We start from the raw sequence: 23612 nt of genomic DNA, 5'->3' as shown, positions 1-23612 counted from the left end.
AAATAATTATAAATAAAACAACAATAATTATTTATAATATTAATTTATTAACACTACAAACGAATATTTTCATAATAACTATAATTCATATATTATAGTAATATTTTCACGTTTTACGTGCAAAAAGGGGTGGGAGGGTTAGATAAACCATCTAATATATTATTATATTTTATATGTTTTTAAAATAATAATTAGCAATCGTATAAGATAATATTTAACCATTTATTTATAATCTAAATTTTATATAAAAATAAGTAGTTTTTAGAAAAACTCAAGGGATTCTTTCCAAAGTATCTTGATACTGAAGCAATTCTTCCTTTTTCAGTTATTTTATACCCTCCCCAATCGACTTTTTTTACTAATCCTTCCATTTGGAAAATTGTATTTATAGTATAAATTTTTTACTTGTTAACAAGTAAAAAATGAAATGAACTAAAATATAGTTTTTTATTTTTTAACGCCTTTTACTTTAGGTATATCTTGATTTTTCTCACGCAGTTCATTTTCAATAGCTTCATGAAGTTCTGGATACCTCTCTTTTAAACCATCGGCTAGAATTTCATCTATTTCAGAACTTATAGATTTACCATATCTTGGTCTTGTAAACTTTATATAGTTTAATATTATCGCTGATGTTGGGGACCATGCTCCAACCCTCGGATTTTTAATACCTTGATTAATTGCTTGGTGTATCAAACTTTTATCGTACTTTTCAGTTTTGTTTTTTATCTTGTAATCTAGTGAAGTTGATGTATCTATTGAACCTAAATCAGTATCGGTTTCTAAACTTTGTTCAATATCAACGTCCTGTTCATCACTGTATATTGTATCTGTGTCATCCGTGTCGATATTAGGTGAAGGGTTGATATGAATATCGTTATCAGTAACTACATTTTCATTGTCACTTTCAGTGTCTTCCTGGGACTCTTTTTGTTCCATTTTCCTTCGCATTTTTTCTACAGCAGTCTCTTTTTTACCCATTTATTTCACTCCTGTGTTTGCTGTTCTTGCTGTTCTTGTTCAGAATTTTCTTCCTGTATCTGTGTACTAAGTGCATTTAAAACATCGTCTTGCGAGATCCAGATGTCTGTTTCTTCATTGAAATACCTAGCAGCTGTATCAAACAGAACCATTTGAGTAATCTGTGTTATTGTACGTGGTTTTCCGTCGCTAAACTCTATTACCTCATCAGCTGCGCCTTTTGTGAACGGATTTATTGCGTTATCGTCGGTAGAACAATATTCGCACAGTAGTTCCCACCATTCCAGTATATGATTGGAACTCCATTTTGATAATTCATATGTGTAAAACCCACTTCTGTCATCGAAAGCTTCTGCATCTTCTGGGTTGGCTTCGAGGAAATTTTCGACTTTTTTCTTTAATGTAGGTGTACCTGTTAGCACGATTTTACAAACTTTTTCACCATCGAAAGTTTTTACATCTGCAAGAGCTCTTAATAATGATAATTTTTTGTTGTCGAGTTTTTCAGCCTCATCAATCCAAATAATAGTAGAAATTCCTGTTTCTTTTAATTCACTTAGTATGTTTTTGGCCTTATTCCAAACAAGATCCATTGTTCTTGGTGTTTTTTCTTCTGCAGTGATGTCTCTAAGGATCTGTTTTAAGATTTGTAGAGGTGTTAATCGCGGATTGTTTATAACAGTAATGTAATAATCATCACTCTCATTTAATGTCTTTAGCGTAAAATCCCTGATACTGCTTTTCCCCATTCCAACAGGTGCATGTATCACAAAAATTGAGGATTCAGAGAGTGAGAGAAAACGTGTAAGTACGTCTACTATTTGCACATTTGGTTCATCCAGATACAACATTTCATCTGCTATGCCTTCATCTGTGAGGGCGATTCTTACTTTTTCAGGGTCCCAGTTTATTTGTTTGCAGTATTCTTGCAGAGCCATTGGGTAACCTTTCAAACCGAATTCCATTCGGTTTTTTGCTTTTTCCTTCGCCATCTTTTTTCCTTCTTTTTTATTTTATTGTGATTATTTTTTAATACATAATTTTTTCTATATAGGTTTGATTTTATAGTTTAAACTATAAAGTATATACTTTTAAGTGGCAACCTTTGTTCAATAATTTTTGTTCAGTTTAATTGAATAGTGCAAAAATACAATAGTATAAACTTTATACTTTATACTTTATAATGTCGTTAATCCTAAAGTATACCTTTTGACTATAAAGTTTAAGGTTTTATGGTCAAAGTTGTTTATAGTTGATAGTTGATAGTTTATAGCCAAATTATTGAATATAATAACTTATAATTTTGTATCCAAAATTCAAAACCGAAAAGTCAGCAGCAAATAATAAAATAACAAATAAAATAACAATTAATTACAATGACGTTGTCCAACTTTCTTTTTTAGATTCTTCCAATTCTATTTCTACAGTTATCCGTCCGATGAAACATCCCAACAGATCCGCGATATTCTATAGAGCAACTTTAACTTCATGGGGAAAACTATCATGTGTATGTGAAGATACACTTAAAGATGCTACTGTATCTCCTTTAAATTTGACGGGTATAAGACCTAATGCTCTTTCTCCATGTTTAATATTATATGCGGAATTACGTAATATTTCTGAGTAGTCTTTGTATGTTGGGTTACCTGTCATTAAAAGCTTGGTTACAAATGAACTTGAACTTATGTAAGACATATCATAAACCAGAGATGTAACCAATCCTTTATGTGTTACAAGGTCCAATCCGCCTGATTCATTGACAAAATGTATGCATCCACAATCGATAGCATTAATCTCAAGAACGTGTTCAATCACTTCTTCAATCACTTCATCTACGTTTTCATCAGAATTTAGTAACGAGCCTATTTTATGTTGGATATTTATTATGTTCTCAGCATACCTATGCTTTGTGTTATCAACTATGATACCCTGGTAGAATACAGGTTCACCATCGTCATTTCTTTTTATGAACGTCCTTTCGTCCACCTATCTGATATAACCTGATTTTGTCAGAATCCTGTACTCCTGTGAAAAATTTGAGTTTCCACTCTTACGTTTTTCATAAAGCCCTGATTGAACTTTTTCCAGATCCTCAGAATATATGATGTCTCCATACTTAATTTTACCTTTTATAAATTCATCAGGTGAATAACCAAATTTGGAGATGTTACCTGATACATATTCGACAGGCCACATTTCATTTGGATTACCACTTGCTCTCCACTGGAATACGATTACAGGACTGTTATTGATAATGTTTTCAAAATTCTTTTTTCCTTTAATGAATACTGGAGCGCAGTTTCTTTGTTTTTTCTGTCAGTGACATCAAACATTATACTCTGATAGGATACAGGTGAACCATTATCGTTATACTGGACGATTATATCTTCATTAACCCATCTTATTTTTCCCGATTTTGTAATAATCCTGAATTCTTGGTAAAAATTGGTATAACCCAATTGACACAAATTTTGAAATTTAATCAATTAACTTTTATATATGTAAATATAGTAATTTTGTTCTGTAATTATATACTTTTTAGAGGGAGTGTGTTAATCTGAAAAATGCAAAAGTAAAAAAAAAACCGGTAATAACTTATCATCACAAGTTGAAGATAACATAAGAGCCAACAAACATAAAATCGGAGAGTTTTTCATCTGGGCTCTCGGGTTATACCTTGGATTGACTGGTCTAGACCTGGCACTTACAGAAAATAATTTAGCTGCTGGAGTGCCTTTGTTTTTGACGGCTCTTGTGATATTGCCTCCTCCAGCAGGTATAACAAATATTATAGAGTCAAAAATCAATTATAAAATTCCTGGCGGTTTAAAACTTGCAATTGGTACAATTCTATTGTTTATTGCATGGATTAACCTGCCAGCTTCTGTATAATTTTTATATTTTTTGAGGGTTGTCGACAAAGTCTTTGAGATATTCGATATTATCGAGAATATTTCTATTTTGGGATAATATATCAGCTTCGATATCTTTAGTGATTTTATCTATTGGTGCAACCAGTGTGTATAACTTTGTTGGTCGCCCTTTATTCGTTGTAATCTTCTCTTCTCTGATTTCTATCCATCCTTTTTCAATTAGATATTTAGTAGCTGAGCTTACTTCTGGCTGTCTCAATCCTGATATAGTTTCTATTTCTTTAGATGACAATTCTTGTCCATCAGATAGACAGGCAAGGGTCATGGAGACCGTTCTAGTTAACCCCAGGTTTTTAAGAATTTCTGACATTTCTATTTTTTTGCTGTCTAAAGGAGGTTTATACTCTCTCATTATGTATCACCGAGTTAAAATCTGATAAAAGTTACGTTTGTTCTAGGTTTTCCTTGTACCGTCCTTTATTAATGCATTATTTATATATTTATTGGGATTATCAGTATTGGTGACCCAGTAAATCTTAACTCTGGTTCTTGGGTAGAAACAGTTCTATCATTAATTATATATTTTAGTAGCAAGTTTAATACTGTTTCGCGACGTCATTGTAATTGATAATAATTATTGTTAGTTAATGTTGTTAAGTTTATCAATGACGTCGACTAGGTTTTTACTAATTTGGTTGATAATGCAATCAAATACAGTCCAGATGGGAGTAAAATAAAAATTGGTATTTGTGATAGCGGGTGTTACTGGAAAATATTTGTAGAAGATTCGGGTCCTGGGATTCCAGATGATGAAAAACCCTATGTTTTCGATAGATTCAAACGTAACAATAAGACAAAATCTGGTAATGGTCTAGGGCTCTCAATAGTAAAAAAAATCATTGAACTGCACGGTGGTTATATTGGGGTAGAAGATGGAACAGATGGTAATGGAACAATGTTTTGGTTCTGTTTAGAAAAATCCTCTCACCCATCTTAATTCTTCCTGACGGTTGTCAGCTTCTGTTTTTATCGGTTTAGTTGTTATATTATAAACTTTAAAGTTTATAGTTTTAACTTATAACTTAATATTGACTGAATCTTAAATAAAATGTTTGCTGGTTGTTGGAAATTGTAGAAAAACGGATTACCACTTGGCTAAAGACCAAGTGGCTTCAGAAGGAATTAATTCCAAAGATTCTTACAAATAAAGTAATTAGCTAAAAACTAATTACTTCACTTATCCTGTTTTCTTTTTAAGAATGCTGCACCTGCACCTGCTGCTAGTAGACCTATAGCGGTGAATCCGGGCATTCCCTGACTTTCACCATCTTCCTGATCCGGTTCTCCTGAGGGTTGCTCTTTGGTGTCTTCCGTGGTTTCTGATGTACCGTCTGTATCTTGACCGGTCTCTTTGAGATAGATACTGTAATGCGAGAAGCCGGGTGTTTTGGCTTTGTAGATGTATTTGTCTTCGGTTTCATCGAACATTGACACTTCCACTTCGTCCCAATCATCGCCGTGGAATCTCTTGACGCCTACATCGGTTGGTCCTGCATTGTTCTCTTTTACCCAGTCCTTGTCGACTTCAAACGTTATGGATGCACTGTCTATGTTTTCGTTATCTAGGTTATCATGCTTGATTTCGAAGTACCTGTAGATTTTCTCCGTATCGGAGTCACCGCTATCCGTCACGGTTTCTGGTTTGGTTTCTCCGTGGTCTGTGATCTCGATATTGACGTCCTGGGCTTCACCATTACTCTTGAAGGATATGCTTTTTATACTCTGCTGTTCCTCCTGGTCTTTGTCTTCACTTTCCAATTCGATGGAAACTTCATCGCCTTTGTTGATCTGTTTTATATTGGTATTTGCTTTACCGTTTTTGAGCTCGGCTTTTAACTGTTTCGTTTCCTTGTCGCTTTTTCCGGTGCCGGGTGCACTGATACCACCTGAACTGCCGCCGTCGTCATCTGAACTGTCGCTCAGGTAGTTTCCTTCGTGGTTGACCTGTTCTACTTTGCCGGTGGTGTACGTTATGTCGTTTCCGGTATCATCACCGTCTACATAGAGACTCAGGGTTTTACCATCCTGCAGTCCGTTGGGTTTGAGTTCGTAGTATCCCTCGGAATCGGTAGATGTTGTGACAGAGGTTTTGTCGTTTGACAGTTTGGTACCATCGTCTGTTCTTATCTCTACCTGGATACCGCTAACTCCATTACCATCATCCTTGATGTATCCGTAGACCATGTGTGGGGGTGTTTTACTCGTTTCAGCAGATGCTGCACCGACCATGGACACAAAAAGGAAAATGGTAATGAGAATGGTTAATGTCTGTTTCATCCTCATTACGTTTTACCTCCATTTTTTAGTGTTTTAGTCTACTCTTTTAATTTCGCCTGCATTATAATTTGCCTGACCGTTACTGAGCTCTGTAAATGAGCACCACACGGTGTTACCTGCGGGGAAACCATTACTTGGTAGTCTCTCACCATGTGGGTAATAGTAGGTGCTTACAAATCTTCCTAGCTGGACTAGATTATCATCCGCGTATTCTTCATAAGATCCTAGCAGGTTCCAGCCTTCATATACTGTAGTAGTGCCTAAAGTTTCGTCAGCATCACCGTCGTATACGGTTTCAACGTTTGGTGCGAGTGTGAAGGAACTGTCTTTGGCTTTTACCACGTATCCAAGTCCACCTTCAACGTTTGTGAATCCGTGTTTTACACCTGGACTGTATACCTCCCATTCACCGTTGTGATATCTCCACATGGTATAGTCTTTAGATGTTTCCATGGCAGCATCTATAGACATTGTACCTTCGGTTGCCATTGGGAAGGATACATAGTTCCATTCACTGGTACCAATGTTTCTTCTGAATGCATCGATTTCGATGTCCTCGTTAACGGATACATCGTTTCCATTTTTGTCAGAAACATTATTGAAACCGATTATTTCATAATCTTTACTATCTATAAGCACGTTTGTTTTGTTGAACTGGAGTATATCTGAAGATGCATCAATAGTTGGACTTACCATAGTATTAAATGGTATTTGTTTTTGTGTTTCGCCATTGCTAATAACCATTGATATGTCTTCGGGTACAGAGGTGTTTATGCCTTCGCTAAATTTGACATTGACACCGGTCATGTCATTTGTTGAAAATCCATTGTCGATTACAGCATATTCGACACTTGGACTAGTTGCATCGACTGTAAAATTCCATTGTTTGGTTTGTATATTATCATACATGTCAGTGACTTCAACAGTTACAACTATTTTTTCGTCATCGAAATGTATTCCAGAATTTGATGAGTCTATAACAAAAATCTGATCTTTCACTGGTTCATCAGTTGGTGTTACTGTACTATTATTTCCGTATTTTGTTAGGTTTGTTTCGTTGCCGATTTTAACACTAAGTTTCAATGGGTAGGTATCGGAAACGTTGAATGAAATTACTTTTTGGTCATCTGTGACCATAGTATTGTTCGGAGTAACACTATCAATCACAGGTTTTGTTGTATCTACAACAGCACCACTTATATATTCATCTCCACTTGAACCGTTATTATCATTGCTATCATTTGCTGTAACTAACTCAACTTTGTACCAACCATCAGAACTGAATTCATAAGTCGCGTTGTAGGTATAATTTGATTCAGATGTAAATTCATTGAAATTGCTTTCGTTTATAGTAGTTATTGGACTTCCATCATCTGTTTTTATATCTGCAGTTATATTAGTCAATTTCTCTGTAGAGTTGAATTCGATAGTCAAGTTTCTGTTATCTTTGTTTGGATTCACAACCTTATAGTCACTAATAGTTGGTGCAACACCATCCATACCAGATACTTCTTCAGAACCACTTGTCTGGTAGTTACCGCTTATATCAGCAACCCCATCGTTTTGTAAACTAACTGTAACAGTATCACTGTTCACAGGACTATCAAGAATCAAAATTAGGTCTACATCGCTGTCACCATCAGAAATGCTGGATTTATCTATGCTTGAAATTGTTCCTGTACTTAATGCAAAGTCACTGGAACTGATTGTGCTGTTATCAATACCACTTCCAGAATCTGAAAGTTGAACTTTTATTTTCGTAGCATTTATTTTGGATGCATGGTCTAGTGTTGGTGCAACACTGTCCATTCCTGTTACGGTTACTGAACCTGAATTGTTACTGTTTCCAGCTTTATCTTTAATTCCGTCATTGCTTGAATTAAGCACGACATCTACTGATTCGGAATCTACTGGATCCCTGAGTTCTATTTGAATAATTTGTTGGCTTGTTGCACCATCAGTTACGTTTGTTGAATTTACTAATCCAATATTTCCATATGATAAATCGAAATCATTTGTATCTATAGATGATTTATTGATTCCGCTACCATCATCGGATAGTGTTACATTGATGGTGGTTTTGTCTACACTTTCTGCATCCTCGAGTGTTGGTTCAGTGGTATCAATTGTAAGCGTACCTGATGTTTCAGTATCATTTGAGTTGCCTGCTTTATCAGTTGCGTTTATTGTTAGTGATTCTTCACCGTCATTTGCACCAGAGTCAACTGTAAATGTTGCATTATATGTGTCGCCACTATCATAATTGAGGTCTATTGTTCCAGAACCAAACATATCTTTTGTTGTGTATTTACTTTGGAGTGGATCATTGAAGTTATCTATTATATTTGCCTCGATTTTGACAGTGTCACCACTCTTAACGAATCCATTATCATCGGTTACATCTGTTATCTGGACGTTGGTTACACTTGGTTTGGTATCATCTACAGTAACCTCGTTTTCACATTTTTTATTTCCAGTATTTCCTGCTTGATCGGTTATTTTTACGGTTATATTATATTTCCCTTCGGATGATGGTAAATTAGTTGAACTAAATGTTTTAGTTTCTGATGAACCACTTGTAGATAGTGTAAAGCTTTCTGTGTTGGAACCTATAATTATATCTACACTTGATGGATTATCTTCTGTATATGTGAATTCAACGGGTACATCTTCACTCGATTTTGTGTAGATTGGTGTCGTTATCGAGCTTACACTAGGATTGTCATCATCAATTGTCAAGGTGGTACTAATATTTGCATTGTTACTTAAGTCATCACCATCATTGACTGTGGCGCTGTCGTATGCATATACATCATATTCACCATCTGTCCAATCAGGAACATTTACAGATATGTCTACTGGACTTGTACTAAAGGAACTATTTGAGCTTATTCGATCATCACTACTATTGTAATAACCATCTCCGTCCTTGTCTAGGATTACTGATATGTTTCCTGAATTACTTGTGGTGTTTCCTACTTCATAGTTGATATTTGTACTACTATTTACTACTTTATTTTCTGGAGATATGCTTGTAGTATTTCCTGCTGCCATTCCTGTGACAGCAATCATTATCATTAGAAATGTTGCAAATTTTGCTATGTTTTTAATTCCTTTCATATTTTAGTTTAAACCTCGGTTAAAATATTTTTACTTGTTATAAATCGGCTCCCACCAAAGTTGTTTAGTTTTAACTGATAAAACAGTCTGAGAACCATTAATTGCGTAACTTTTTGTGTCTGTGTTATCATGCTAGTTACATAATCACAATTATTGAATTTGACATAGTTCTGAAACATTGTTACACATATAAAATTTAATGATTTGAATTTATATAAAAATTGGGGTATATTTTACATTTTATAAAAAATAAAAACAAAGTCCTAATCTTTTTTATAGTAACAGAAGGTAGAAAACCCTGATGTCTTCAGCATCAGGGCTGAATACCGTCCAATATATAACGTAACATATAAATAATGTTAAATTCTAATTACTGTAATATGTTAAAAGCCTACAAGTATCGTATGTATCCAAACCAAATCCAACAGGAGTTAATCGCAAAACATATAGGAGCTTGTAGGTTCATATACAACTGGGCATTGGAGAACAAACTCAAATCTTATGAGCAGGATGGTAAAGCAATATCAAGATTTGAATTGAACAAACAGATAAGGGTATTAAAAGAAGATCATGAATGGTTGAATGAAATTAACTCACAATCATTACAGGGAGCTACTCTTAACCTGGAAAATGCTTTTACCAAGTTTTTCAGAGAAAAATCAGGTTTTCCAAAGTTTAAATCCAAGAAAAACCCTGTTCAATCGTTTTCTGTTCCTCAGTATTATAAAGTCGATTTTGGTAATAATAAAGTATACATACCTAAAATCGGCTGGATAAAAACCAGGCTGCATAGAAGTTTTGATGGTAAACAAAGGACTGCAACTATAACAAGAACACCGACAGGAAAATATTATATCAGTATTTTAGTCGATGACGACAAACAATTACCACAAAAACAGAAGTTCGACGAAGTTAATACAGTAGGAGTCGATGTAGGAATCAAGGATTTCGCTGTTACATCCGACGGTGAAAAAATCGATAATCCAAGATACCTGAAAAATTCAATTGAAAGATTGAAGGTATTACAGAAAAGGCTCAGCAGAAAAAAGAAAGGTTCTAACAATTACAGGAAACTAAAACATCAAATAGCAAAATATCATGAGAAAATTGCTAATCAGAGAGAAGATTTCCAGCATAAGTTAAGTTCCAGGTTGATAAGCGAGAACCAAGCTGTAGCACTGGAATGTTTGAATGTAAAAGGACTGCTGAAAAATCATAATCTGGCACAACATATAACTGATGCTTCATGGAGTAGTTTTGTTCAGAAATTAGAGTATAAAGCAGAATGGTACGGTAAAAATATTATCAAGATAGGACGATTCGACCCATCAAGCAAAATCTGTCATGTATGTGGATATTATCATCAGGATTTAGAACTTAAAGACAGAGAATGGGAATGTCCTGACTGTAAAACGGAACATGATAGGGACATCAACGCATCAGTTAACATCAAAAAATTCGCGTTGGATAGACAGAATCTAATAGGCATCAATTCACCTTCGGGATGAGGGGTAGAGCCTGTGGACTTGTTCCCATAAGGGAAAAGGATGAAACAGGAAGCACTTTAAATCATAGATTTAAAGTTATCCTTAAATTTTTAATTTAAGGAGCCACTTGGTCTTTAGCCAAGTGGTAGTTCACCTGGATAAAATTATAGCTGAGCACAGATTATTTGTTATTAATTTGCAATATATTTCATCGTTTGTTAATATAATTATAAGTAACAATTGAGTTATTGACTATAAATCAGCTATATTAGGAAAATTAGTCATTGGTAGCTGATGGTTAACGAATGTAGTGGTATAGAAAGCCATAAAATAGAAGTACCCTTCCAGAAGTCAGGGCAGTTAACACAACAAACTTTTTTGGTTTGATTTTTTTCTGAAGCTATTTGGTATTCAGGCAATTGTTAAATCAACCACTCTTACCTTTTGGAAGGCGACTCCTGCTTAGCTGGTTGATTATTAACCATGGCTAGAAAATTTGTTAGATTTTTCAGTGGTTGTATAGTACACTAAATCTCCACCGATAAGTTTTCTATCGACATATTCTCGATAGATTAAAAATATCAGGTAGAGTTTCAGGTCAAGGAATGGAAGACCGGTTATTTTACGTAAATAGTCAAAACTAGCTCCCTGGTCTTCTAATGTATCGATTATTGTTTTTGCTTTTTTTCGCTCATTTTTTTTGAGTGTATTAACTGAAACCTTGAAATACTCATAATTAAACTCTCTAAAATTTGTGTAAATCTTCAATCCAAAGTCAGTTAGTTTAAATTCTTTGTCGTGAGGTGTCGATTGAGGAGAGAGTTCTATTAACCCTAGATTTTCTAAGTCATTTATCTCCTGTTTGGATCTTGTATTCGTAAGCCCTGAAAACTCCTTAATCCTTGTCGGTGAAAGTATTTTAAAAATCTTCAATACGTCTAAAACTCTTAAAGCATCAATCATATTATCATCTCTGATTCGAGCAATTGTGACCGTTTTTTAGCAGGTCAGAGACACGGAGTTCTTTACCACAATCTTCACAAATTATAATTGTTTCAGCTTTAAAATTACCACTAACTAATTTTCGGTTTAAAGCCCTCTCCAATGCTTTGTTGGCTACGTTTTGGCTAAAGTCAAACCCTTTTTTCAAGTCATTTACATATTTCTGGTATTTATTATCATCATTTAAATTGAACCCAAGGCACTGGAGATGTTTTTTAATATCGTATTTATTTATAAAAGCTGTGGAAAACTCTAAAACATCTATGTTATGCTTCCTTGCAATTGCATCGCCTATATCCCAGGTTTCTCTGTCTATAGTCTCAAGTGTATTTATACTATAGACTTCGATGTATTTTCTGAATTTGTCGATATCAAATACCAGGTCTTCTTCGGGATATTTTTCCTGGAATAAGTTTGTTAATATTTTATTGTTGAATTCGTCAACCAGCATCCTGATACTTGGTTGGTTTTCAGGGTCTGAATAGACTTCTTTGAACCAATCATTTATCTGTTTTTCATTAAACAGATCAGTTTTTAAAAGATTACAAACTCTGCAACTTGATATTATTGGTTCTTGTTTATCGGTTTGTATGTTTACATTATTAGATATACCCAAAGCTAAATTATCTTCACTTTCAGTAACATAATCATTTTCATGGGGTATATCGTAATCTTCCAACATTTTAATCCAAAACTTAAACTTAAACTTAAACTTAGAAAGAAAAAATTAGGCAGTGGTAGATAAACTCTCTAACTTTTGCAAGTTAGCATTAGTGTTTAATGTACCACTTGGTAGTTTAGTTAGGACAACGGATTCTACTTTATCGCTCATGTAGTCCATTAAATCGTTCATACGTTTTGTATCAAGATATGTTAGTTCATCCAATACAATAACAGGGAACACCTCGTTTACTTTGTACGTAAGGTAACCACTCAACATAACTATAAGCCCTATAACTTCTAGTTCAGAGGTACTCAAAGTCATTATCGAGTATCTGTCAAAATATCCTTTACCTTCATCAGACGTTCTTGTTATGTAGAGATTGTAATCTGACGAAAGCTCTATATTATCGATATTTTCAAAACCAAGTTCATCATAAACTTCTTTTATATGGTTGTTGAAGTTCTCCCTCACGTTCTGTTCAATGTTGTTTATCTTTTTCTGTAAGTTAGAACGTTTGTCATTTAAATCATCGATTTTGGTTTTGAGTTCATCGTATTTTTCTTTGTTAAGCCTATTATTTTCTATAGACTTGTTAATTTGATCTTCTTTATTTTTATAAGATTCAAGTTGGGCGTTAACTTTAGACAATCTGTTTGTAATATCAGCTGTTTCAGTTTCAACTTCCTCTTTGAATTTGCTGACTATGTCTTCTTGTTCTATTTTTTGTTGTTTTATATCTCTCAACTTGTTCTGTGCTTTCTTTATTTGTTCATTAGTTTCTGAAATTAAATTTTCAGTATCTATTATCTTACTGTTTATTTTATTAATTTCATTTTCTTTCTTTTTATATGAATCGATTAATTCTTGTTTTTCACTGGATTTTTGTTTTAAACTTTTGTTTTCTTCTTTTAATGAATCCCTTATACTTGTAAGATGAGATTTTTGTTCTTCAAGTTTTGATTTATCGCAATTTGTTCCGCAGAATGGACAATTTAAACTCTCAGCTAAACTATCTATAGAATTGTTGCCCTGTACATCTGCAATATCTAATGATGAATTGATAAACTCATCTATCCCATCGATATATGTATTAAGGGTCTTCATCTTGGAAATATTTGAATCAATTTTTTCATTGATGTTTTTTATTTCATTTTCAAGTGTGTTAACATCGATGTTTTCGTTATGTTGAACTTGTTCCAAATCGTTTTCGTATTTTTGTTTTGTTTCTTCAAGTTCTTTGTAACGTTTCTTATTGTAATTTATTTTATTTTCTAACTCTTTAATAGACTGTTGTATTTTGTTGAGTTTATTCACTGCTTCTTTGTATTCTTTATTAGTTTCATCGTCTATTTTTTTCGCAGTGTATTCTTTCTCTAATTTACTTTTTTCCTCATCTAGTTTTTCGATTTCGTTTCTAGTTATGGATAAGTTTTTATAAAGTTCAGTTTCGTTTTTGAGTTTGTTCTCTAAAGTGTTTAATTGGTTTTCATTATCTTTTATCTGTGAATCGTATTTACTAAGTTGATTTTTTAAGTCAGGTATATTGGTGTATTCCAGTAATATATCCTTTAGATTTTGACCGGTTCTAACGGCATCTAGTATCTTGTTAGTGTTGCCTGCGATTGTAAATCTTGAGACAAGGTTTTCCTTTTCAGGGTCGACTATGTTGTCACCTTTTATAGATACTGAGTTTTTATCTTTAACAATCTCTTTTGTGTATTCTTGGCCGTTGGCATCTGTGATTTTTACTGAACCGAAATTTGATTTTGAGTGTAATAGGTAACTGTAGTGGTTTGCTTTGCCATTTGGCAAAACTGATAGTAGAAATCCGCGTAATAATGAAGTTTTACCGGAAGCATTTGGCGCCTCTATGATGTTTAGACCTGACTTTACAGTCAAGTTTTTCTCTTTAAGGCCTCCAACGTTTTTTAATGATATATCTAATTGTGAAAAATTTGATGACATGTTATCCCTCATGTATATACATATACGTTTTTGTTGTATATAAACATTACATTTTTTTAGAAATGTTTGGACAGGTATTACTATTGTTTTTCAAATATAAATAATTACTGCGTAGCCATTTTAGATTAATTTTTATTTGCTTTTTAAGTAATTTATTAAGTGTTCGCTTTTGTGTGTATATACATGTATTTATTTTTTGTCGGGTTTTAAGTTTTAACTATAAAGTTTTAAGTTTTTATTATATAGTTAAAACCTACTATTGATATAGCTGGATAAAAAGATATCTGATAAAAAATAAAAAAATGCAAGGTAATAGGTCAAATCAACCTACCCTATATGTGCATCTTTGTTTTTACTTGCCCAGTCGTTCGCCTGAATTGTAATTTGCACTACCGTTGGACAGATCATACAATGAGACCCATATCACTTCACCAGTGGATGTAGACATTGGTGTTTTACTATGCGGCGATTTATATGTATCTATGTCCAACTGGTTGATATTATCACTGCCTCTATATTCTTCATAGTATCCTATAAGGTTCCAGCCGTCATATACCTCTACAGTAGCGGGTACTATCAGGTCATTTTCATATATCGTATTGATATTCGGCGAAAGTATGAAATCCTTTTCAGAGCTAACCATGTAACCAAGACCACCCTCAAAACCTGTAAATTCATGCATGTCTCCAGGTTTGTAGACTTGCCATTCATGGTCATGGTATTTCCAAATAGTATATCCATCGGATTTTTCCATGACTTTTGTTATCTTTGGTTTATTATCGTCTGCAATCGGGAATGAAACATAGTTCCAGCTGCTAGAATCGATAGTTCTTCTAAAGACATCGATTTCCATTTCATCGTTGAGAGATACGAAGTTACTTGCATTATCTGATATATTATTCAGACCAGTAACCTTGTCTTCTTTGCTGTTAATCAGGGTTCCATGGTTACTAAAAATCAAAATATTTGATTCGATAGCTTTTTCGAACGATAATATGTGTCCGTTTGTTTCGATACTTATGTCAGATTTCGTCTTATCAATCGCTTCATTGAATTTTACTTCAACGTAAGTCGTGTCTCTGGTCGATAAACTGCTGTTTATAACTGAATATTCAACTTCCGGGGTTGTTTTGTCTATAGTAAAGTTCCATTTTTTATTCATTTTATTACTATTTGTGTCGTTTGCACTTACATTGACGACTACTTGCCCCTCTTCAAATGTAATGTCTCGTTTTTCAGGGTCAATAGTAAACTTGACATTGTTGTATGGGTTAGATGTTCCTGACAGGTCAAACTCGTTCCAATCAAGGTATTTACTATTGTTTGATTCGTTACCGATTTGTATCTTTAATGTATCAAGATTGGGTTCAGTCAGATTGAAACTTATTACTGATTGATTATTATTGATATCATTTATCGGATAAGTTTTCTTAAGATCAGGTGCTTTAGTATCGACTTCAAAACTCCACTCTTTTGTTTGAGTGTTACTTTTTGTATCTGTAGCACTTACATTGACAATGACTTCACCGTCATTGAGTGTGACGTCGTGGGCTGCAGGGTCGAAAGTGAACTCTACTTCATCGTATGGGTTCTGGGTTCCTGAAAGGTCGATATCGGTCCAGTTGAGATACTTGTTGTTGTCAGAAACGTTTCCGATTTTTATTTCAAGTGTATCGAGGTTCTTTTCAGTAAGATTGAAACCGATTACAGGCTGGTTGTTGTCGGTTAATTTATTTGGACCTATATCAGTGATTTCTGGGTTTGTTGTATCTATTACAGTAGTGTTATTCTGGTTGTATGCACCATTGTTTTCTGCATAATCTTTAGCATCGGTCAATGTTGCGTTGTATGTACCATCTTTACTTCCTTCGTAGGTTGCTGTATAGATATAAGGCCCATCACCGGATTTTGTGAAGTTGTTCAGGTCAAGCGCTGCTTCGTCGCCTTCTTCATCAATATCAAGGTCTATACCTATTGTCGCGAGTTGTTCACTTGAGTTCACCTCGATGCTGATATTCTGGTTCTCCACATCAGGGTCTGTGACCTTGAACTCGTTAATGACTGGTTCAGTATTATCTACTGTTGCAGTACCTGTTACAGTACCAGTATTACCAGCATCGTCTTCTGCTGTTAATGTGAAATCAATATCACCGTCAGATGCTTTTGTTGAATCCCAACTACTTTCGTTTGCTTCGTCGATTTTGTTGCTACCATATTCAAATGTTGTACTATATATGTCATCAGAGTTTATTGTAAAGTAGCTGGCAACATCAACTGTTTCTGAAAGATTTTTATTGTCAATACTTGTTGTTGGTTCTGGTTCTTGAGTATCGACTGTGAACGTATTAGATGCATCGTCAGCCATCACATTGCCTGCAAGGTCTTCTGCACCACTAACATTGATTTCTGCTGTCAGATCTTCATTATCATCGTCGATGGTAACAGTACCTTCCCATACAGAATCTGAATATGAGCTCTCCTCAACACTGTATGTTTTGTTTGTACCGGTGATTTGTACGGATGGAGAAACACTTGTATTCATGGATTCATTGAAGTTCAGAGTTACTGTTTGTGTATCGCCAACATCGGATACATTAATAGGTGCATTTGTGATACTTGCACTACTTATTCCAGGTTTTAAATTATCTATTTCAAAACCTGTTATTGTCGATGAATTGATGTTGCCTGCATCATCTCTATAGATTACTTTTAACCCGTTGTTTGTAGAATCTTCATCTGTTACCTGTTCAGTAGTATCCCATGGATAACTGTCACCTGTACCTATTTCAGAATAGGTACCTGAACTTGTATCGGTACTGAATTTCCACGTTATTGATGAGACTGAGTCACCAGTGTTGTCTGTTGAACTCAATGTCACATTACCCGAGAGGGGGGTGTTTAGACTGTTAATACTTGGTTTTGGTTCTTGAGTATCAACTGTAAAAGATTCAGATGGGCTGTTAGTGTTTCCAGCCAAGTCTTCTGCATCGGTTACTACAATCGATCCGGTAGTATCTTCATCATTATCGGTTATTTCAACTGTTCCTGTTAGTGTTGTAGAATCGGCATAATTAACTGATGATAAATCTGTTGTTTCCTGTGTAAGACCGGTTATTTCAACAGTTGGTTTAGTTGAATCATCCATTTTTTCATCGAAATTAATAGTTACATCCAGTGATGTTCCTGTTTCGGAATCAAGAACTATATCATCAGATGTTATATTTGCATCAGTGATTCCTGGTACATCAGAATCACCTTCAACTGTACCGATATTTTGAGAACTATCGAGGTGGTTTGAGCTACCGTCTGATATATTGTCATTATTCAGAGTCACTGCTAATCCATCATTACCATTTTTCAGATACGCGTCATTGTTTTCTGATAAAGTTATATTGAGTACCTGTGTACTGTAACTAAATTCTGCGTTTGTTAATGGCACAGTTGTATCCTGTGGACTTTCAAGCGAACCGATTTCGTTTTCTGACCAGGTATTGTCAGTCGGGATGACAGATTCATTAAACTCTATTGTAACTCTATCGTTACCGCCTTCTACAGTAGTGCCTGATACAGAAGTTACACCTGGAGGGATTGTATCTATGAACACATCGTCGGTCTCACTTGATGCTCCATCGTTTCCTGCTGCATCTTTTGCAGTGTTTAATGTAGCTGTGTAATCTCCATCTGAACCAGCTGAGTATGTATGAGTGTATATATATGGAGCATTTGAGTCTAACGAGAAATCGTTTTCATCAAATGTTTTACCATCCAATCCAACATTTATAGTGCTTAATTCTTCAGATGTATTAATTGTGACATTAATTTCTCGTCCAGTTGGATTATTAACTTTAAACCCATTGATTTCAGGTGGGGTTGTATCTATGGAAACACTGTCACTGTAAGTTTCACCTGATGCTCCATCATTACCTGCTGCGTCATCTGCAGTATTCAATGTTGCTGTATATTTTCCATCGACAGAACCTTCATAGGTTGCTGTGTAGATATATGGACCATCACCGGATTTTGTGAAGTTACTCTTGTCAAGCGTTAATTTGTCGCCTAATTCATCAATATCAAGGTCAATACCTATTGTCGCGAGTTTTTCACTTGAGTTAATTTCAATACTGACATTTTGATTCTTTACATCAGGGTCTGTGACATTGAACTCGTTAATGGTTGGCGGAACACCATCCATCCCTGAAACTTCAGCTGAATCAGAACTTCGAGTATTACCAGATATATCATCTATTCCATCTTTCTGGAGACTTACAGTTACTGTGTCAGCGTTTACCTTATTTTTCAGGTTGATGGTAACTGTTCCAGACGTATCGCCATTGATTATACCAGATTTGTCGATTGAAGATATATCTCCAGCACTTAATGAGAAATCTCCCTGATCTATAGTGCTTTCATCTATACCAGTTCCTGAATCGATAAAGTCTACATCAATAGCTGTCAGGTTTTGCTTGTCAACACTATTCAGCGTGGGAGCTACACCATCCATCTCAGTTACTTCTACTGAACCGGAATCTAGAATGTTGTTATTATTGCTCATATCATTGATGCTACCAACTAGAGTTACCGTTACATTTTCAGCATCCACTTTATTTTCTAAATTGATAGTAACTGTTCCAGAAGTATCTCCACTTGTTATCGAAGGTTCGATAGAAGAAATTACTCCTGTACTTAATGAGAAATCGTTTTTATCGATAGTACCGTTATCGAGACCTGTTCCTGAGTCGGATAAAGCTACATATATCGTGGTTTTATCTAGACTATTTCCACTGTCCAGTGTAGGTGCGACATGATCCATTCCTGTTACTTCAGCTGAACCAGAAGTTAGAGTGTTTCCGCTCATGTCATCTATTCCATCACTGTTACTTTTGAAACTCACAATAATGGATTCATTGTCTACAGGTTCAGCAAGGTCAATTGTTACAATTCCAGAGTTGTCACCATCAATAACTGATGTAGTAGAAATCGATGCAATCTTACCGACGCTTAATAAGAAATCTCCGGAACTTATAGTACTTTCATCGAGCCCTGTACCATTATCTGAAAACTTCAACTCTATTGTATCATCATCTATTTTGTTCGCACTCTCGTTCAATGTAGGTGATACACCATCCATTCCTGATACTTCTGATGAACCATCATTGATAGTGTTGTTGCTCATGTCTTCTATTCCATCATTTTGAAGACTTACATTTACTGTGTTAGTATCTACAGGGTTATTAAGGTTGATTGTTACATTTCCTCTATTTTCACCATTGTTAATGTCTGATACATCAATTGAGAAATCAGTTTTAGTATTTAAGGAAAAATCACTTTTAGTTATTGAGCTTTTGTTAAGTCCTGTACCGGAATCCATGAAGGTAACATTTATAGTAGTCAAATCTACTTTATTTGCGTCTTCAAGTGTAGGTTTGAATCCTTCCATACCAGTTATTTCAACTGAACCGGAACTTAAAGTGTTACCATTTAAATCATCAATTCCATCGCTTTGAAGACTTACTGTTATATTATCAACGTTTACTGTATCGTTTAGATTTATAGTTACTGTTCCAGATTCATCACCATCATTTATGCCTGATTTATCGATTGAAAAAATCTCTCCTGCACTTAACGAGAAATCCCCTAAATCGATAGTACTCCTGTCAAGACCTGACCCTGAATCAGAGAATGTAACATCTATCGTTGTTTTATCTACACCAACCACTTCATCCAATGTAGGAGCGAAACTGTCCATCCCGGTAGCTTCTGCAGAACCTTCACTCCGGGTGTTTCCGTACATATCAGCTATACCATCTTCCTGTAGATTTACCGTTATAGTATCATTACTAACAATTTCTTGTAAATTGATAGTAACTGTTCCAGATGTATCGCCATTATCTATGCTTGATTTTTCGATTGAAGAAATCTCCCCAGCACTTAATGAGAAATCTCCCTGATCTATAGTGCTTTTATCAATTCCTGCATTTGAATCTGAAAGTACTACATAAATCGAAGTTGAATCTACCTGTTCAGCACTATCCAAACTCGGAGCTATTGAGTCGACAATTACAGAATCAGATTCTCCAGAAGCTCCATCGTTTCCGCTAAAATCTACAGCTTTTATCAGTTCTGCTGTATAGTCGCCGTCTGATGTTATTGTGTCACATGTAGCGGTATATTCATAAGGAGCGCTGTTTTCTGTTGTGCTAAACCCGCTGTTTAGGTATACGTTTTCAGGTCCTGTGATTGAAACATTTTTGATACTAAGTTCTTCAGATGAATTAAATTTTATATTGATTGATTGTCCGCTGGGATTTGTAGCGGTGAAATCACTGATTACCGGGTTTGCACCATCAGTTTTTGTAACACTTGACATGTCTTCTGTTATCTCATAACCATTAGTGGTTACAATGTTTCCAGCGGTTGAGTCGTATGTAACGTTTGTTGTACTTGCTGTATTATCTACTTCTGATGATAATTCAACAGTGACTTGATCGCCTGATGCAGAGTAATCTTTAGATGTGATACCCATGTTTGAATTGTCAAGTGTCAAACCGGGTATACCATCACTAGAACCATCGTTAAGGTTTACATCTTCACTGAATTTGATGGTCACATTATCGGTTTTACCATTGCCGTCATTATCTCTTGTGATGGTTTCGGTTATATGTGGAACATCAATAGTTAGTTTGTCTGATTCGACGTTCTGTAATCCACCATTGTCAGCCTCGTCCGTCGCACTAACGGTCAACGACTGGCTGCCCAGTTTTGCCAGTTTACTGTTAACTGTTATTGTTTTCGTGTACGTGCCATCTCCATTATTGGTGAGTGATACTTGTGATGATAAGCCGAAAGAATTTGCATCCGCGGTAACGCTCTTTATCCCATTGGCGTCTGATACGTTGGCGGTGATGTTTACACTATCGTTCGCTGTTACGTTACCATTTCCATCAGTCTCGTCTGTTATATTTACATTACTAATATCCGGCTTCGTATTATCCACGGTTAGTGAGTTCGACGGTTCAGCCTGTGAACCTCCGTTATCATGTTCGTCCATCGAGCTGACGGTTACTGACTGGTTACCTTCGGTTGGAGATGAGCCGACGTCGATGTCTGTTGTATAGGTTCCGTTGCCACTACCGGACAGTTGGACGGTTCCTGCATCGAAGTCGCTCGCGTCGAACGTTACACTACTGATAGCACTCGCGTCCGAGACGTCTGCGGAGAGGGTGACTGTATCACCCGTTGCAACGACATCGTTGCCATCGTCATCATCGTCGATCGTAACGTTAGAGATGTCTGGCGGTTCTTGGTCAACAATCACCTCGACTTGGCTAGTTGTCGTATCTCCTTCACCGTCGTTGTCTAACGTTTCTACCGTTATTGTATGCGTACCACTCTCTAGATTTTCTGTTTCCGACTCTGGTATTGTGATCGATAGCTTCGTAGAGCCACCTTTAGCAACGGATTCGGTGGTTTTTGACTTTATTGAGGAGCTATCCAGTGAAAGAACAGTATTGTATTTATATTGTATCCCTCCAGTATTTTCTATATCTACCTGAACAGTTGCGGAATCACCGGCACTTATTTTTTCAGGGGCATTAAGATTCAGTATTGAACTAGCAGTCTCTTTAACTTCGAGGGTGGCAGATGCAGTATCTGTCCCAGACTGCTCAACTGTCACCTTGATATTACTATACGTACCAGGGGAAAGGACTGGAGATTCGCCAGTGTAAACATTCTCAGGTGGAGAGAGCGTATTTTGGTAATCGCTACCTGTCCATTTTCCATGCATGTAGTAGAGAGCGGGCTCGTTAGGTAATGGAAGTTCAGTGATATATGCATACACATTGTATTTATGACCTTCAGGTGCTTTATATGTATCACCAGAAACATGCGTAACATGTTCATTGCCACTAATTTCGACATAATCCACAGTAGGACCTCCTGCAGCACTCGCCGTCGTTGCCGTGAGTGCGATGCCAGTGATGAATACTGAAAGTACCATCAATACCGACAGTATAAACGCTCGATATTTCATCGAACCATCTCCAACGCTGGGTTGTTACCATTAATTGTATTTAGATTCCTTGCTGCTAAACCAGCTGATTTGACTGTTATCACCGATAAAACTGTAAAAAATTTGGTTCTAATTTTATTATCTACCATGTTTCCTCTCATTATCATTTAATTTGTATAAGTAAAACCTGTTATATTCAAAATATAGAGAACTAGCTGAACTTGATTATAATTAAAACCGAATTATATAGAAACAATCTCTGCAAACTACTTTAAGCTACAACTCTATTAAGAATTTAACTCTGATTTGACTTATACGATATTATATATTCATAATTTTTCATTACATTCTGGTTATATTATTCAAAATATATTTAGGTTTACTTTTATATAAATGTTAAGAATAAAAACAAAATTTATTTTTAGAAACTTAAATTTTTATAACTGGTAAGGGAAAATTGTTTTCAGATAATTGAAACAAACCAAAGATAAATTATGTTAACTTATAACTTTAAAGTTAAAACGTTATACTAAAAACTATATACTATACAGAAATATGATAATGAGTTATACTTTATAGGTTTACTTTAAAGTTTATACTAACAAGTTCTAACTTTTTATTACTTTCTGCTGTTTTTTATATTTCAGAGTTCCTATAAAGGTTGTAGTATCATGTGGCTTACGAGGATGGGGCAACAGGGTACGTGAAAGCCAACGGTTTATAACTGTTGGATGAAACAGGAAGCACTTTAAATCATAGATTTAAAGTTATCCTTAAATTTTTAATTTAAGGAGCTACTTGGTCTTTAGCTAAGTAGTATTTCACAGCTCTACATAGTTTAGAAACTTATAGTTTTTATTTTTCTAGTATATAGTAAAAAGTTTAAACTTTATAAGTTAAAATTAATATTATGTACTATAATAAAGCAGGGTACTAAATGATAGAATATGAGAATGTATTGACTGCAAACCCATACACAGATGTGGTCATATATTCGTTCTTTTTGTATATTTTATGTTCAACTCAATCAAAATTATGAACGCAGATTTTATTTATTTGTTCATCATTTTATATAATTAGGAGATATAAATACTGAGTTATTATCTCCCCGAAAAAACGGAAAAACGATTTATTCCATTGTTGGATGGGCTTATTCCTCATGCCCGTAAAAC

Annotated in this window: 15 protein-coding genes; 3 read left to right on the top strand and 12 right to left on the bottom strand. The window is 35.0% G+C overall.

Going from position 1 to position 23612, the window contains the following annotated elements; all coding sequences use genetic code 11:
• Window positions 1-447: 447 nt before the first annotated feature.
• The 5 genes from METEV_RS11890 to METEV_RS11870 all read right to left on the bottom strand — a co-directional run bounded on the left by METEV_RS11890 (window position 448) and on the right by METEV_RS11870 (window position 3440).
• Entirely contained in the window at window positions 448-981 is a 534-nt protein-coding gene (locus METEV_RS11890) for a hypothetical protein (protein WP_013195750.1), read from the bottom strand.
• Window positions 982-986: 5 nt separating this feature from the next.
• On the bottom strand, window positions 987-1973 hold the full coding sequence (locus tag METEV_RS11885) for an ATP-binding protein (protein ID WP_013195749.1): 987 nt from the start codon (window positions 1971-1973) through the stop codon (window positions 987-989).
• A 475-nt stretch (window positions 1974-2448) separates the two neighbouring features.
• Complete coding sequence (locus tag METEV_RS11880; RefSeq protein ID WP_049891330.1) at window positions 2449-2967, bottom strand: GAF domain-containing protein; 519 nt, start codon at window positions 2965-2967, stop codon at window positions 2449-2451.
• Window positions 2968-3177, bottom strand: coding sequence for a PAS domain-containing protein (locus tag METEV_RS11875; RefSeq protein WP_049891329.1), 210 nt, complete (start codon window positions 3175-3177; stop codon window positions 2968-2970).
• Window positions 3178-3215: 38 nt separating this feature from the next.
• Window positions 3216-3440, bottom strand: coding sequence for a PAS domain-containing protein (locus METEV_RS11870; protein WP_049891328.1), 225 nt, complete (start codon window positions 3438-3440; stop codon window positions 3216-3218).
• Window positions 3441-3663: 223 nt separating this feature from the next.
• Here METEV_RS11870 and METEV_RS11865 point away from each other — a divergent pair, with 223 nt between their 5' ends.
• Window positions 3664-3873 (top strand): hypothetical protein, encoded by a 210-nt coding sequence (locus tag METEV_RS11865; RefSeq protein WP_049891327.1) that lies wholly within the window; start codon window positions 3664-3666, stop codon window positions 3871-3873.
• A 3-nt stretch (window positions 3874-3876) separates the two neighbouring features.
• Here METEV_RS11865 and METEV_RS11860 read toward each other — a convergent pair whose 3' ends face one another.
• Window positions 3877-4266 (bottom strand): MarR family transcriptional regulator, encoded by a 390-nt coding sequence (locus METEV_RS11860; protein WP_013195748.1) that lies wholly within the window; start codon window positions 4264-4266, stop codon window positions 3877-3879.
• A 279-nt stretch (window positions 4267-4545) separates the two neighbouring features.
• Here METEV_RS11860 and METEV_RS11855 point away from each other — a divergent pair, with 279 nt between their 5' ends.
• Window positions 4546-4851: a sensor histidine kinase gene (locus tag METEV_RS11855; RefSeq protein WP_049891326.1), complete on the top strand. Its 306-nt coding sequence runs from the start codon at window positions 4546-4548 to the stop codon at window positions 4849-4851.
• A 236-nt stretch (window positions 4852-5087) separates the two neighbouring features.
• On the opposite strand, the gene METEV_RS11850 is transcribed toward METEV_RS11855, so the two are convergent.
• Both METEV_RS11850 and METEV_RS11845 read right to left on the bottom strand, forming a co-directional pair.
• On the bottom strand, window positions 5088-6197 hold the full coding sequence (locus METEV_RS11850) for a PGF-pre-PGF domain-containing protein (RefSeq protein ID WP_013195747.1): 1110 nt from the start codon (window positions 6195-6197) through the stop codon (window positions 5088-5090).
• A 27-nt stretch (window positions 6198-6224) separates the two neighbouring features.
• Window positions 6225-9311 carry an autotransporter outer membrane beta-barrel domain-containing protein gene (locus METEV_RS11845; RefSeq protein ID WP_013195746.1) on the bottom strand — a complete coding sequence of 1029 codons (3087 nt, stop codon included), beginning with the start codon at window positions 9309-9311 and terminating at the stop codon, window positions 6225-6227.
• Window positions 9312-9691: 380 nt separating this feature from the next.
• Between METEV_RS11845 and tnpB the strand changes: the two genes are divergently transcribed.
• Entirely contained in the window at window positions 9692-10819 is a 1128-nt protein-coding gene (tnpB, locus tag METEV_RS11840) for an IS200/IS605 family element RNA-guided endonuclease TnpB (RefSeq protein WP_013195745.1), read from the top strand.
• A 456-nt stretch (window positions 10820-11275) separates the two neighbouring features.
• Here tnpB and METEV_RS11835 read toward each other — a convergent pair whose 3' ends face one another.
• From METEV_RS11835 to METEV_RS11820, 4 genes are all read right to left on the bottom strand, one after another.
• The gene (locus METEV_RS11835; protein WP_013195743.1) at window positions 11276-11761 is read right to left on the bottom strand and encodes a hypothetical protein; all 486 of its coding nucleotides are present in this window, start codon (window positions 11759-11761) and stop codon (window positions 11276-11278) included.
• Between the two features lie 4 nt (window positions 11762-11765).
• Window positions 11766-12482 carry a rod-determining factor RdfA gene (gene rdfA / locus METEV_RS11830; RefSeq protein ID WP_013195742.1) on the bottom strand — a complete coding sequence of 239 codons (717 nt, stop codon included), beginning with the start codon at window positions 12480-12482 and terminating at the stop codon, window positions 11766-11768.
• 45 nt (window positions 12483-12527) lie between these two features.
• Complete coding sequence (locus METEV_RS11825; protein ID WP_157197417.1) at window positions 12528-14441, bottom strand: archaea-specific SMC-related protein; 1914 nt, start codon at window positions 14439-14441, stop codon at window positions 12528-12530.
• A 340-nt stretch (window positions 14442-14781) separates the two neighbouring features.
• The gene (locus METEV_RS11820) at window positions 14782-22461 is read right to left on the bottom strand and encodes a beta strand repeat-containing protein (RefSeq protein ID WP_013195740.1); all 7680 of its coding nucleotides are present in this window, start codon (window positions 22459-22461) and stop codon (window positions 14782-14784) included.
• Window positions 22462-23612: the final 1151 nt, after the last annotated feature.

Origin of the sequence: Methanohalobium evestigatum Z-7303, from assembly GCF_000196655.1 — an archaeon.
GTDB lineage: Archaea > Halobacteriota > Methanosarcinia > Methanosarcinales > Methanosarcinaceae > Methanohalobium > Methanohalobium evestigatum.
Note: the sequence above shows the minus strand (reverse complement) of the source record. Positions and strands in the feature narration are given on the sequence as shown.